We start from the raw sequence: 12465 nt of genomic DNA on the forward strand, positions 1-12465 counted from the left end.
AGGGATTTGCCCAGAATTTCTGGGTATCAGGAGGGGCGACATCCGCTTTTTTGGTGGATGCTGGGTGCAAGACGGCAAAGTGGGGTGCGGCGGTGCTCAGGGTCAGGCGAGTCGCGTACGCGGGTGCCATCATGGTGGTCGGGCTGACCGGGTGTGCGGCCTCGGCCGAGACCACACCGACAGGCACACCGACGGCCACAGCCACGACGTCCACCACCGCCACCACGACGGCCACGACCACGGCCACGACCACCGCGACCGCCCCGCCGCCCACCAAGAGGCCGAGCATCGCGGTCCAGGTCAACCCCGACCGGGTCACCGCGGGGGAGACGTCCAAGGTCTGGATCCTGGCCAACTGCCCGCTGCCGTCCGGCGGGCCGGCCCACACCGGCACCGCGACCTCGCGGGCGTTCCTCAACGGCGTCCCGCTCAACCCCGTGCCGGCCGGGTCGGCCTCGCCGACCGCGACCAGCAGCCCGGCGAACGGCTCGCCCTGGGTCCGGGGCGAGGCGACGGTCTCCGGCACGGTCAAGCGCGGCTCGTACACCGTCGACGTCAAGTGCGACGGCACCAACGACGTCGGCAAGGCCACGCTCAAGGTGGCCAGGGCCGAGGCCGACCCGACCGGCGTGCCCACCAAGGCGCCCAAGGCGGGCGGCGGCGGCACCTTCGGCCGGGACGTCGACGACGAGTCCTCGATCCCGCTGGGCCCGGCCGGCGCGCTGGTGGCCCTGGTCCTCGTCGGCGGCGCGGTCGTGATGGTCAAGCGGCGCAGCCGGGCTTGACCGATGGCACGTCCAGGACGGGTGGTGCTCGCGGGCGCCGTCACGGGCCTGCTGCTGGTCGCCTTCGGCAAGAGCATGCAGAACTCCTCCACCCCGGCGGCGGGCGTGGTGCCCAAGAGCATCGACATCCCCTCGCTCGACCTTGAGGCCCCGCTGATGAAGCTCGGGCTGAGCAAGGACGGCGAGGTCGAGCTGCCGCCGTACGAGAAGCCCAAGATGGCCGGCTGGTACAGCGGCAGCGCGGTGCCCGGCGAGAAGGGCGCCTCGGTGATCATCGGCCACGTCGACACCAAGACCGCCCCCGCCGTGTTCTACAAGCTCAGGCAGTTGCGCAAGGGCGAGACCGTCAAGGTGGAACGCAGCGACGGCAAGGTCGTCAGCTTCAAGGTGGACGCCATCGAACAGGTCTCCAAGGACCACTTCCCCGCCCGGCGGGTGTACGTCGACGACGGGCTCAAACTCGTCACCTGCGGCGGCAAGTTCGACTACGCCAGAGGCGAATATGTCGACAACATCATCGTCTACGCGTCCCGAGCCTGATCATGGAACGATGAGCACTGACCACAACCCGCCGGCGTCCGGGGCCCGCGTGCCCTGGCAGGAGGTCCACCCGCTGGTGCGCGAGGCGGTCGAGGGCTTCCTCGGCGGCCGCGTCGTGGAGGCCGTCACCCAGGAGGGCGGCTTCTCCCCGGCGGCCGCGGTGCGCCTGCGGACCGACGGCGGCCGGCGCGCGTTCGTCAAGGCCGTCGGCCCCGAGCCCAACCCCGACAGCGTGCGCATCTACCGCTCCGAGGTCAGGAACGCCGCCGCGCTCCCCGAGTCGGTCCCCGCGCCGAAGCTGCTGACGGCCTTCGAGCTGGAGGGCTGGGTCGCCCTGGTCTTCGAGGACGTCGAGGCCGTCCACCCCGCGATGCCGTGGCGGCGCGACGAGCTCGACCGGGTGATCACGGCATTGAAGGAGATGTCCGCCGCGCTCACCCCGTCGCCGATCGAGGCTCGCACGGTCGGCGAGGTCATGGGCGACTCCTTCCAGGGCTGGCGCAGACTGCTCGACGAGGACACCGCAGGGCTCGACCCGTGGGCGCTGCGCCACCTGCCCGAGCTGGCCGAGCTGGAGTCCGGCTGGGCGACGGCGGCGGCCGGCGACACCCTCGTCCACGCCGACCTGAGGGCCGACAACGTCCTGCTCACGCACGACCGCGTCTACGTGGTCGACTGGCCCTGGGCCTGCCTGGCCGCGCCCTGGTACGACCAGGTGGCCATGCTGCCGTCGGTCGGCATGCAGGGCGGTCCGGCGCCGCACGAGCTGTTCGACGATCCCGACCCGGCGGTCACCGCGGTCGTCGCGGCCCTGACCGGCTACTTCGTCCGGCACGGCCGGCTGCCGGATCCGCCCGGCCTGCCCACGCTCAGGGCGTTCCAGCGGGCGCAGGGAGTGGTCGCGCTGGAGTGGCTGAAACGGCGTACCGGCTGGGTGTGACCCGTCCGGCGGGTAGGCTAAACAGTCGTGCTGGTCCTGGCCTTTGATACCGCGACGCCCGCCGTCACCGCCGCGCTCCACGACGGCGAGCGGGTGCTCGCCGAGTCCACGACGATCGACGCCCGCCGCCACGGCGAGCTGCTCGTCCCCACCATCGAACGCGTGCTGACCGAGTCGGGCGCCGCGCTGCGCGACGTGACGGCCGTCGTCGCGGGCAGCGGCCCCGGGCCCTACACGGGCCTGCGCGTCGGGCTGATGACCGCCCAGGGGCTCGCGACGACGCTCGCCGTGCCCGCGTACGGCATCTGCACCCTCGACGCGGTCGCCTACGGCAGCGGGCTCGGCGAGCCGTTCCTGGTCGCCACCGACGCCCGGCGCAAGGAGGTGTTCTGGGCGCGCTACCAGGACATGCGCACCCGCGCCGACGGCCCGTTCGTCGACCGGCCCGCCGACGTGCCCGTCGATGGCCTGCCGGTCGTGGGCGCCGGCGCGGGGCTCTACCCCGACGTGCTGGGCGGCCACGACGCCCCGCCGTACCCCTACGCGGGCGCGCTGGCCGCGCTGGCCGCCGAGCGGCTGGCCGCGGGCGTCCCGCTCGACCCACCGCGGCCGATCTACCTGCGCAGGCCCGACGCCGTGGTGCCGGGCGCGCCCAAGAAGGTGACGGCGTGAGACTGCGGCCGATGACCGAGGCCGACCTGCCCGCGGTCATGGCGATCGAGCGGGCCACGTTCCCGCTCGACGCGTGGAGCGAGGGCATGATGCGCGGCGAGCTGGCCGACATGCCGCGTTCGCGCCACTACGTGGTGGCCCTGGCCGACGACGAGATCGTCGCCTACGCCGGCATCGCGGTCGCCTCCGACCAGGCCGACGTGCAGACCATCGCCGTGCTGGAGCAGCACCAGGGCACCGGCTTCGCCAGCGCGATGCTGACCGAGCTGCTGGCCGAGGCGCGGCGCAGGGGCGCGCGCGAGATCTTCCTGGAGGTACGCGCCGACAATCCGCGCGCCCAGGCGGTCTACCGGCATTTCGAGTTCGAGGAGATCGGCACCCGCCGCCGCTACTACGACGACGGCACCGACGCGATCATGATGAGAAGGAAGCTGGATGGCTGACGCACCCCTGGTCCTGGGCATCGAGACGTCGTGCGACGAGACCGGCATCGGCATCGTCAGAGGCCACACGCTCCTCGCCAACACCATTGCCTCCAGCATGGACGAGCACGCCAGATACGGCGGCGTGGTGCCCGAGGTCGCCTCCCGCGCCCACCTGGAGGCCATGACGCCCACGGTAGAGGCGGCGCTGGCCGAGGCGGGGCTCAAGTTCTCCGACATCGACGCCATCGCCGTCACCGCCGGGCCCGGCCTGGCCGGGGCGCTGCTGGTGGGCGTGGCCGCCGCAAAGTCGTACGCGCTGGGCCTCGGCGTGCCGCTCTACGGCGTCAACCACCTGGCCGCCCACGTGGCCGTCGACCAGCTCGAACACGGGCCGCTGCCCAAGCCGTGCATCGCCATGCTGGTCTCCGGCGGCCACTCCTCGCTGCTGCTGGTGCCCGACGTGGCTCAAGACGTCATCTCGCTCGGCTCGACCGTCGACGACGCGGCCGGCGAGGCGTTCGACAAGGTGGCCCGGGTGCTCGGGCTGCCCTTCCCCGGCGGCCCGCACATCGACCGGGCCGCCCGCGAGGGCTCCGGCACGGCCGTCACCTTCCCCCGGGGCAAGATCGACGACGGCACGCTCGACTTCTCCTTCTCCGGGCTCAAGACCGCCGTGGCCCGCTGGGTCGAGGCGCGCGAGGCGTCCGGGCAGTCGATCCACGTGCCCGACGTGGCCGCCTCCTTCCAGGAGGCCGTGGTCGACGTGCTGACCCGCAAGGCGTTGCAGGCGTGCAAGAAGTACGACGTGCACGACCTGCTGATCGGCGGCGGCGTGGCGGCCAACTCGCGGCTGCGGGCGCTGGCCCAGGAGCGCTGCGACGCGGCGGGCGTGCGGCTGCGGGTGCCCCGGCCGGGGTTGTGCACCGACAACGGGGCCATGGTCGCCGCCCTGGGCTCCGACCTGGTGGCGGCGGGCATCACGCCCTCGACCCTGGAGATCCCGGCGGACTCGTCGCTGCCCATCACGACGGTTCACGTCTGAGCCCCGGCGGGGCCTGAGGCCGGCGGTGAGGCGCGGGACGTGCCCCACCGCCGGGCGGGTCAGTCTTTGGTCCTGGTGGGCCGGAGCAGGGCCTCGGCCAGCGCCAGCATGGTCTCCTCCAGCGCGGCCAGCCGCTTGGTGAGGTCGTCGGTGGCCGGCTGCACGATGCCGCTGACCGTCTCGCTCAGCTCGTCGCGGTCGGGGCGGGAGCGCACCAGCTCGGTCAGCGCGTCGGCGGCGGCCGACAGGCGGTCGGCCTGCGCGCCGGCCTGCGACTGGATGAGCTCGCCGACCCGCTCGGGGATGGCCAGGGCGGCCGGGAGCTGGCTGACGTGCTGGTTCATGGCCTCGATGCGGTCGTCGACCGACTCCAGGTGCTCGCCGGCCTGATCGGCGCGCGCGGCCAGGCCGTTGAGGTGCGTGTCGAGGCCGTTGAAGCGGCTGTCGAGCCCGCTGAACTGGCCGTCGAGGGTGTCGAACCGGGTGATCAGGTGCTCCTCCGCCTCGACCAGCCGCTCGTCGATCGACTCCATCTGGTTGTCGAGCTTGTTGAAGCGGCCCTCGCTGCGGACGGCGGTCTCGGCCAGGCGCTGGTCGGTGGCCGAGGCGCGGTCGTCGAGCGCGCTGAGGCGGCCGTCGAGGGCGTCGAAGCGGTCGTCGTGGCGGACGAGGTGGCCGTCGATGGCGCCCATACGCTTGCCGAGGCCGCCGAGCTGGCCGTCGACCGAGGTGAGGCGCTTGTCGACGCCGCTGATGCGGCCGTCGACGCCGTCGAGCCTGGTGTCGATGTCGGCCAGGCACTCGTCGGCCGACTCCAGCCTGCCGTCGAAGCCGGTGAGCCGGGTGTCGAGCCCCATGAGCCGGCCCTCGACCCGGTCGAGCCGGGAGTCGACGCCGTCGAGCCGCCCGCTGAGCCGCAGCTCGCTCTCCCCGAGCTGGACGGCCAGGTGCTGGTCGGCCTCGTCGAGGCGGGCGGTGAGCCGCTGCTCGACGTCGGCCAGCCGGACCGTGAGCCGCTGGTCGCCCTCGTCGAGCTTGGCGGCCAGGCGCTCGTCGGCGCGGTCGAGCCGCTCGTTCAGGCGCTGGGTCAGCCGCTCGTCGGTCTCGTCGAGGCGGCCGGCCAGGCGTTTGTCGGCCTCGTCGAGGCGGGCGGCGATGTGCAGGTCGGTGTCGTCGAGGCGGCCGGTCAGGCGCTGCTCGGCCGCGTCGATCTTGACGGCGACCTGCTGCGACGTGGCCGCGACGCTCTCGGCCAGCTCGCCGACCACGCTCTCGACCCGTTCGGCGCGGCCCGACAGGTCGGCCACCGACTTGTCGAGCCGGGTGAAGCGGCTGGCCGCGGCCTCCATGCTGGAGTTGAGCTGCGTCAGCTTGGTGGCGAAGTCGGACATGTTCTGGGTGATGCCGTCGGTGGTGTCGAGCACCGACTGCAGGCGTTTGAGCGCCTCGTCGACCGCCTCGCCCACGGTGCCCAGGTCGGCCCACAGGCTCGGCAGCTCGGCCACCGGCGCGACCCGGGCGTCGACGTGGCCGATCTTCTCCCCGACGGCGTCGACGTGGTCGCGCACGGCCTCGACGTGCTGGGCCAGGCCCTCCGCCCACATCGGCGGCTTGGCGGTGATGTCGTCGAGCCGCCCGCTCACCGCCTCCAGCGTGCCGCTCAGGCCCCCGAGCTCGCGTTCGCGCACCTCGCGCAGCAGCCACTCCATGCCTTCAAGACGCTGGCGGATCTCGTCGAGCACGGCTCCCTGGGTGCGCTGCTCGTAGACATGGTCCTGGGCGGCGCGCGCGAGGAGGTCTCGCATCCTCTCGGAGATGGCGGACTGGCCGCCTGCCTGAAGAAGGGTGGTGTGGTTGGAATGGTCCACCGAAAGGCTCCTTCGCTCGCCGACGGTCTGCCGCGCAGCGGTGGGATAGGTCCGGTTTGCAGATGAAAGGGCGAGTACGCGGGTTACCGCATAAGGGGGAGAACTCCCGCCCGTCCACCTTAGCCTTTCGATCAAGGTCAGGCGGCGTCGAAGTGAAAGATCGTATTTAGCGGAAGAATGACCGCTTTGGAGTGTTCAGGCAGGTGGGAGGGGGTTGCAGATGATAACTGAAGGCTTATCGAGAATGCGGGTCAGGATAATGACGACCGAGTTCTCGCCGGAAAGCCGGAGATCTGCGCGCAGGCGTTCGATGTCGATCGCGGACGCGCGTTTCTTGATGGTGACATTTCCGATCCGCCGTTCGCGGAGAGCCGCGCGGAGCTTTTTCAGCGAGAACGGCATGACCTCGTCCACTTCGTACCCGGAGGCCCAGGGGGTGTGGCTGGGCTCGTCGGCGGTGATGTAGGCGATCATGGGGTCGGGCAGGCGTCCGCCGATCAGCTCGGCCACCTCGCCCACGAGGTGGGCCCGGATCGCGGCGCCGTCGGGCTCGTAGACGTAGCGGCCCATCGGGCCGACGGGGGCCTGGACCCCGGTGGCGGTCAGGGTGTGCCCGCCGGGCAGCAGGGTGGCGCGCCGGGCGGGGCCGGCGCCTTCGCGGGGGCCGGTCCAGAGGGTGGCCTCCTTGACCTCGCCCTTGTAGGAGACCCATTCGGCCTCCGCGCCCTCGGGGATGAACTCGTACGGGATGCCGGGCGCGACCTTGAGGCAGGCCCGTCGCGCCCGCGCGACCAGGTCGAGCACGACCGGCCAGGGCGGCGAGTAGGCCATGGGGTCGAACGTGCGGCCCTTGCCGCTGCGCCGGGCCGGGTCGGCGAACAGCGCGTCGTACTCCTCGGGCCGGACCAGCGCCGCGTCGCCCACGCGCACCCGCACCCGTGCGGACAGCCCGAGCGCGTCGGCGTTGGCGCTCGCCACGGCGACGGTCAGCGGGTCGAGGTCGACGGCGTCGACCTCGCAGCCGGCGCGGGCGAGCGCCAGCAGGTCGCCGCCGACTCCGCAGCAGGCGTCGATCACCCGTCCGGCGCCCATGCGCCGGGCGCGGTGGTCGGCGACCTCCCGGCGGGTGGACTGCTCCAGACCATGCGGGGTGAAGTACATGACCGCGGCCTCCGCGCCGAACTTCGCCGCGGCGCGCTCGCGCAGCGCCGCCTGCGTCAGCGCGGCGGAGGTGAGCGCCGCGTCGTAGGTGCGGCGCAGCCTGGTCGCCGCCGCGACCGGATCGGTCCCGGCCAGCTCCGCGGCCTCGGCGAGCGCCCGCTGCCCGCGCGGGGTCAGCAGCTCGCCGAAGGCGTCGAGATCCATGTACGCACTCCGCTCACAACTCGGGATCACTTGCGGCTCGGGGCCATTCGTGGCTCGGAACGCCCGGAATCGGGGCCGCTCGCGACTCGGACCGCTCGTGACTGGGCGCCGCTCCTGGTCCGGGGTCGCTCACAGGGAGGTGTCGCCCAGGGAGACCAGCAGGCTGCGCAGCAGCCCGGCCAGGGCGTCCCGCTCGTCCTCGGACAGGCCGGCGAGCAGCCGCTCCTCGTTGGCGGCGTGCAGGACGAGCATCTCGTCGGCGACCCTCCTGCCCTCGTCGGTGAGGGCGACCAGCGTCATGCGCCGGTTGTGCGGCGCCGGCCAGCGGTGGACCAGGCCGCGCCGGACCAGGTGGTCCATCCGGTTGGTCAGCGCGCCGGGGCTGACCATGGCCGAGGTGGACAGGTCCTTCATGCACATGGTCGCCTCGGCGCCGCTGCGCAGCAGCGTGGCCAGCATGTCGAACTCCCACGCCTCCAGCCCGTGCTCGGCGAAGAAGTCCTTCACGCCGCGCTCAAGCAGGCGCGAGGCGCGCGAGACCCGGCCGATCACGCCCATCGGGGACACGTCGACGTCGGGCCGTGTCCGCGCCCACTGTCCGAGAATCACGTCCACCGCGTCATCCACGTGGCTCACCCTACCAAAGCTTCGATGTTGAAATGTTCGGCATCGTGCGGTACTGTCCACGACGTCGAAATGTTCAACGTAGAAATTTTCGAGGTAGGATCATCATGAAGGTGCTGGTGCTGGGCGCGACGGGGTACATCGGCGGCGCGGTGGTCGAGCGGCTGGCCGAGCAGGGGCACGAGGTGGCCGTCCTGGTGCGGCCCACCGCCGACGGGTCCCGGCGCGTGCCGGGCGTGGCGGACGAGCGTCACGGAGACCTGGCCGACGTCGCGGGGCTGGCCGCCGCGATCACCCCGGACATCGACGCGATCGTGGTCGCCGCGCAGCTCGGCGGCGACAAGGAGGCCGACCTCGCCGCGATCGGCGTGCTCGCCGCGTCGGGCCGGAAGGTGGTCTTCACCAGCGGCGTGTGGGTGCTGGGCGCCACCGCCGACGGGCACGAGGGCAGCCCGGCCGACCCGATTCCGCTCGTGGCGTACCGGCACGAGATCGAGCAGCTGGTCATCGACGGCGGCGGCTCGGTGATCCGGCCCGGCGTCGTCCACGGGCGCGGCGGCGGCATCCCCGCCATGATGCGCGCGCAGGCCGCCGAGCGCGGCGCCGGGGTCTACGTCACCAACGGCGGCGAGCCGCACACCTGGACGTTCGTGCACGTCGACGACCTGGCCGAGCTTGTCGTGGCCGTCCTGGAGAGGGGCGGCGCCCGCGTCTACCACGGCATCAGCGAGGAGGCCGTGCCGGTCGCCGAGGTGGCCGAGGCGGCGGCCCGGTCCGCGGGCGTCAAGCCGCAGGCCGAGCCCTGGCCGCTGGCCGAGGCGGCCCAGGTGCTGGGGGCGGGCTTCGCCGAGGCCCTGGCGCTCGGCCAGCGCATCAGCGCGACACGCACGCGCGCCGAACTCGGCTGGAACCCCTCCCGGCCCGGCGTCGTCGCCGATCTGACCGAGGGTTCCTACGTCTGATCGCTCTGAGCAGACGCGTTCGTGTTGACTGTCAAGGCCCTCTTGCATATGTTTCCTGTTGGCACTCTCACCTTGAGAGTGCCAACGTGCGACGAGGCAGGTCTGACACCCGCGACGGCAGGCCCCGCTGGTCGCCTCTTCTAGATCATTCAAATCTGAAGGGGAGGTCCGATCGTGACGACCGCCACCAAGGTTCCCGTTAAGCCGCTCGGCGACCGCATCGTGGTTCAGCCGCTTGAGGCAGAGCAGACCACCGCTTCCGGTCTGGTCATCCCGGACACCGCCAAGGAGAAGCCGCAGGAGGGCAAGGTCCTCGCGGTGGGCCCCGGCAACTGGGATGAGGACGGCGACAAGCGTATTCCGCTCGACGTCTCCGAGGGCGACGTCGTCCTCTACAGCAAGTACGGCGGCACCGAGGTCAAGTACGGCGGCGAGGAGTACCTCGTGCTCTCCGCCCGCGACGTTCTCGCGATCATCGAGAAGTAAGCCGGTTGTGTCGAGCCCCGGGCGCTCTTGAGGGCCCGGGGCTTTCGACGCCAGGAGAGGACTTTCAGCATGGCGAAGATCCTGCAGTTCGACGAGGACGCCCGTCGCGCGCTTGAGCGCGGTGTCAACGCCCTCGCGGACGCCGTGAAGGTAACCCTCGGCCCGCGTGGCCGCAACGTCGTCATCGACAAGAAGTTCGGTGCGCCGACGATCACGAACGACGGTGTCACCATCGCTCGTGAGATCGAGCTGGAGGAGCGCTACGAGAACCTCGGCGCCCAGCTCGCCAAGGAAGTTGCCACCAAGACCAACGACATCGCGGGCGACGGCACCACCACCGCCACCGTGCTGGCCCAGGCCATGGTCCGCGAGGGCCTGCGCAACGTGGCCGCCGGCGCCTCGCCGCTGTCGCTCAAGCGTGGCATCGACAAGGCCGCCAAGGAGATCAGCGACCGGCTGCTGGCCAGCGCGCGCGAGGTGGGCGACAAGAAGGAGATCGCCAACGTCGCCACCATCTCCGCCCAGGACGCCAAGATCGGCGAGCTGATCGCCGAGGCGTTCGACAAGGTGGGCAAGGACGGTGTCCTCACCGTCGAAGAGTCCAACGCCATGGGCATGGAGCTCGAGTTCACCGAGGGCATGCAGTTCGACAAGGGCTACCTGTCGGCCTACATGGTGACCGACCCCGAGCGCATGGAGTCCGTCCTGGAGGACGCGTACATCCTGCTCACCCAGGGCAAGATCTCCTCCATCGCCGACTTCCTGCCGCTGCTGGAGAAGGTCGCCCAGACCAAGAAGCCGCTGCTCGTGGTCGCCGAGGACGTCGAGGGCGAGGCCCTGGCCGTCCTGGTCACCAACAAGATCCGCGGCACCTTCACCTCCGTGGCCGTCAAGGCCCCGGGCTTCGGTGACCGCCGCAAGGCGATGCTCCAGGACATGGCCATCCTCACCGGCGGCCAGGTCGTCAGCGAAGAGGTCGGCCTCAAGCTGGAGCACGTCGGCCTCGAGGTGCTCGGCACGGCCCGCCGCGTCGTCGTCACCAAGGACGCCACGACCATCGTCGACGGCGCCGGCGACCAGCAGGCGATCGAGGACCGCGTCAAGGAGATCAAGATTGCCATCGAGCAGTCCGACTCCGACTGGGACCGCGAGAAGCTGCAGGAGCGCCTGGCCAAGCTCGCCGGCGGTGTGTGCGTGCTGCGCGTCGGCGCCGCCACCGAGGTGGAGCTGAAGGAGAAGAAGCACCGCCTTGAGGACGCGATCTCCGCGACCCGCGCCGCGATCGAGGAGGGCATCGTCTCCGGCGGTGGCTCGGCCCTCATCCACGTGGGCAAGGAGCTCGACGACCTCGGCCTGACCGGCGACGAGGCCACCGGTGTCGGCGTCGTGCGCCGCGCGCTGGTCGAGCCGGCCCGCTGGATCGCCGAGAACGCCGGCCTGGAGGGCTACGTGGTGACCCACAAGGTCGCCGAGCTGCCCGCCGGCCAGGGCCTCAACGCCGCCACCGGCGAGTACGTCGACCTGATCGCCCAGGGTGTCATCGACCCCGTCAAGGTGACCCGGTCCGCGGTGCAGAACGCGGCTTCGATCGCGGGCATGCTCCTGACGACCGAGGCGCTCGTGGTGGACAAGCCCGAGGAGGAGGCTCCGGCCGCCGGCCAGGGCCACGGCCACGGTCACGGCCACTGACCGGCTGTTTCCCCCGCGCCCGTACGGCCCGCCCGGTTCCACCGGCGCGGGCCGTCGGTTTTCCACGGCCCGTCCCGGTTCCCTGGGGGCGGGCCGTTGGCTTTCAAGACCCGTTCCTGGCTTCGCGGGCGTGGGCCGTCGGCCTTCCACGGCCGTCCACGGCCCGCCCGGGTTCTCTCCGGTGGGGGCCGTCGGCTTCTTGCGGTCCGTCCCGGCTGCGAGCCTCGGTTACGGCGTTGTTCGTGCGAGGTTCTCAAGCTGCTGGACGACGTGGTCGATCGGGGCGGACGCGTCGATCTCGAGTGTTGAGGTGGCTCTGAGAAGCGGTTCCACGTCGGCCAGGTCGCGCAGGACGGCTTCGCGTTCCTCGGGGCGCTTGCCGAAGGGGTTGTTGGTGCGTGTCGCGATGCGAGCCAGCATGATCTCAGCGGGCGCGCTGAGCAGGACGACGTGGTCGAATCGCGGGTAGAACCGGCCCTGATTGGACTTGCAGCCGGCCACGAAGAGGGCGCCCTCGCCATGGTCGGCGAGCAGGTCGCTGACGGCCGGCTTGCGCCACACCCAGTCGGTGGATCCGTCGGGCAAGGTCACCCAGTGGCTCCACTGGTCGGTATCGGTGTCGACGGCGCGATGGCCCCGGGCCGCCAGCATCTCCAACGCCGTGGACTTACCGGTTCCCGACATCCCCGTGACCAGGATCTTCGCCATCGGACGAGGCTACCGGACCGTCCCGGCCTCGGCCGGTTTCGTGTCACCCACGTTGGCGATCCGGTGGCGCCGACTCGGACCACGGAAACCCGCTCGGCTCGCTGTGCCGACCGCCGCCGGTAAGTGATCACTGTGTTGTGACGCCCCCTCGACCACGTTCCTTCGGGGGGCTTCCCACGGCCTTTCTTCCGGGGGCGGGGCTTCCCACGGTCCGTTCGGGGCCGACCGGTGCGGGTCCTCGGCTGTCGTGGTCTACTCCCAGCCCTTGCCGGTGTCGGCGGTTGGCTCTCCAGGGGCGGGCCCCCGACGGAGGCGGGCGGGGGGCTGGGGGGTTACGGGTGGCCTGGAAATGTGCCTGG

The 12465-nt window shown here is 71.6% G+C and carries 13 protein-coding genes; 9 read left to right on the top strand and 4 right to left on the bottom strand.

Going from position 1 to position 12465, the window contains the following annotated elements:
• Positions 1–131: 131 nt before the first annotated feature.
• The 6 genes from ACIBQ8_RS45550 to tsaD are packed head-to-tail and all read left to right on the top strand — an operon-like array spanning position 132 to position 4404.
• Positions 132–785 carry a hypothetical protein gene (locus ACIBQ8_RS45550; RefSeq protein ID WP_397195230.1) on the top strand — a complete coding sequence of 218 codons (654 nt, stop codon included), beginning with the start codon at positions 132–134 and terminating at the stop codon, positions 783–785.
• Between the two features lie 3 nt (positions 786–788).
• On the top strand, positions 789–1325 hold the full coding sequence (locus ACIBQ8_RS45555) for a class F sortase (protein ID WP_397170663.1): 537 nt from the start codon (positions 789–791) through the stop codon (positions 1323–1325).
• A gap of 10 nt (positions 1326–1335) precedes the next feature.
• Positions 1336–2265 (top strand): phosphotransferase family protein, encoded by a 930-nt coding sequence (locus tag ACIBQ8_RS45560; RefSeq protein ID WP_397195231.1) that lies wholly within the window; start codon positions 1336–1338, stop codon positions 2263–2265.
• Positions 2266–2292: 27 nt separating this feature from the next.
• Positions 2293–2937 carry a tRNA (adenosine(37)-N6)-threonylcarbamoyltransferase complex dimerization subunit type 1 TsaB gene (tsaB, locus tag ACIBQ8_RS45565; protein ID WP_397170660.1) on the top strand — a complete coding sequence of 215 codons (645 nt, stop codon included), beginning with the start codon at positions 2293–2295 and terminating at the stop codon, positions 2935–2937.
• An 11-nt stretch (positions 2938–2948) separates the two neighbouring features.
• Positions 2949–3380: a ribosomal protein S18-alanine N-acetyltransferase gene (rimI, locus tag ACIBQ8_RS45570; RefSeq protein ID WP_397170735.1), complete on the top strand. Its 432-nt coding sequence runs from the start codon at positions 2949–2951 to the stop codon at positions 3378–3380.
• Positions 3373–4404 carry a tRNA (adenosine(37)-N6)-threonylcarbamoyltransferase complex transferase subunit TsaD gene (tsaD, locus tag ACIBQ8_RS45575; RefSeq protein ID WP_357982706.1) on the top strand — a complete coding sequence of 344 codons (1032 nt, stop codon included), beginning with the start codon at positions 3373–3375 and terminating at the stop codon, positions 4402–4404. Before rimI ends, tsaD begins: the two co-directional genes overlap by 8 nt.
• Positions 4405–4463: 59 nt before the next feature.
• On the opposite strand, the gene ACIBQ8_RS45580 is transcribed toward tsaD, so the two are convergent.
• The 3 genes from ACIBQ8_RS45580 to ACIBQ8_RS45590 form a co-directional block, all read right to left on the bottom strand.
• A complete protein-coding gene (locus ACIBQ8_RS45580) occupies positions 4464–6272 on the bottom strand; it encodes a hypothetical protein (RefSeq protein ID WP_397195232.1) in 1809 nt (602 codons plus the stop codon).
• A 195-nt stretch (positions 6273–6467) separates the two neighbouring features.
• On the bottom strand, positions 6468–7637 hold the full coding sequence (locus ACIBQ8_RS45585; protein ID WP_397195233.1) for a methyltransferase domain-containing protein: 1170 nt from the start codon (positions 7635–7637) through the stop codon (positions 6468–6470).
• Positions 7638–7766: 129 nt separating this feature from the next.
• Positions 7767–8264, bottom strand: coding sequence for a MarR family winged helix-turn-helix transcriptional regulator (locus tag ACIBQ8_RS45590; RefSeq protein WP_397170656.1), 498 nt, complete (start codon positions 8262–8264; stop codon positions 7767–7769).
• A 104-nt stretch (positions 8265–8368) separates the two neighbouring features.
• On the opposite strand from ACIBQ8_RS45590, the gene ACIBQ8_RS45595 reads away from it, so the two are divergent.
• The 3 genes from ACIBQ8_RS45595 to groL all read left to right on the top strand — a co-directional run bounded on the left by ACIBQ8_RS45595 (position 8369) and on the right by groL (position 11398).
• On the top strand, positions 8369–9223 hold the full coding sequence (locus ACIBQ8_RS45595) for an NAD-dependent epimerase/dehydratase family protein (RefSeq protein ID WP_397195234.1): 855 nt from the start codon (positions 8369–8371) through the stop codon (positions 9221–9223).
• Between the two features lie 171 nt (positions 9224–9394).
• On the top strand, positions 9395–9709 hold the full coding sequence (groES, locus tag ACIBQ8_RS45600) for a co-chaperone GroES (RefSeq protein ID WP_226899011.1): 315 nt from the start codon (positions 9395–9397) through the stop codon (positions 9707–9709).
• A 69-nt stretch (positions 9710–9778) separates the two neighbouring features.
• A complete protein-coding gene (gene groL, locus ACIBQ8_RS45605; protein ID WP_352318685.1) occupies positions 9779–11398 on the top strand; it encodes a chaperonin GroEL in 1620 nt (539 codons plus the stop codon).
• 228 nt (positions 11399–11626) lie between these two features.
• Here groL and ACIBQ8_RS45610 read toward each other — a convergent pair whose 3' ends face one another.
• A complete protein-coding gene (locus tag ACIBQ8_RS45610; RefSeq protein ID WP_397195235.1) occupies positions 11627–12106 on the bottom strand; it encodes an AAA family ATPase in 480 nt (159 codons plus the stop codon).
• Between the last annotated feature and the right edge of the window lie 359 nt (positions 12107–12465).

It is taken from the genome of Nonomuraea sp. NPDC049646 (assembly GCF_044465525.1).
Taxonomy (GTDB): domain Bacteria; phylum Actinomycetota; class Actinomycetes; order Streptosporangiales; family Streptosporangiaceae; genus Nonomuraea.

Excerpts from the sequence above, each read along its gene's own strand:
- ACIBQ8_RS45550 (WP_397195230.1), top strand. The coding sequence starts at position 132 with ATGGTGGTCGGGCTGACCGGGTGTGCGGCCTCGGCCGAGACCACACCG.
- ACIBQ8_RS45555 (WP_397170663.1), top strand. The coding sequence starts at position 789 with ATGGCACGTCCAGGACGGGTGGTGCTCGCGGGCGCCGTCACGGGCCTG.
- ACIBQ8_RS45560 (WP_397195231.1), top strand. The coding sequence starts at position 1,336 with ATGAGCACTGACCACAACCCGCCGGCGTCCGGGGCCCGCGTGCCCTGG.
- rimI (WP_397170735.1), top strand. The coding sequence starts at position 2,949 with ATGACCGAGGCCGACCTGCCCGCGGTCATGGCGATCGAGCGGGCCACG.
- tsaD (WP_357982706.1), top strand. The coding sequence starts at position 3,373 with ATGGCTGACGCACCCCTGGTCCTGGGCATCGAGACGTCGTGCGACGAG.
- ACIBQ8_RS45585 (WP_397195233.1), bottom strand. The coding sequence starts at position 7,637 with ATGGATCTCGACGCCTTCGGCGAGCTGCTGACCCCGCGCGGGCAGCGG.
- ACIBQ8_RS45595 (WP_397195234.1), top strand. The coding sequence starts at position 8,369 with ATGAAGGTGCTGGTGCTGGGCGCGACGGGGTACATCGGCGGCGCGGTG.
- groL (WP_352318685.1), top strand. The coding sequence starts at position 9,779 with ATGGCGAAGATCCTGCAGTTCGACGAGGACGCCCGTCGCGCGCTTGAG.
- ACIBQ8_RS45610 (WP_397195235.1), bottom strand. The coding sequence starts at position 12,106 with ATGGCGAAGATCCTGGTCACGGGGATGTCGGGAACCGGTAAGTCCACG.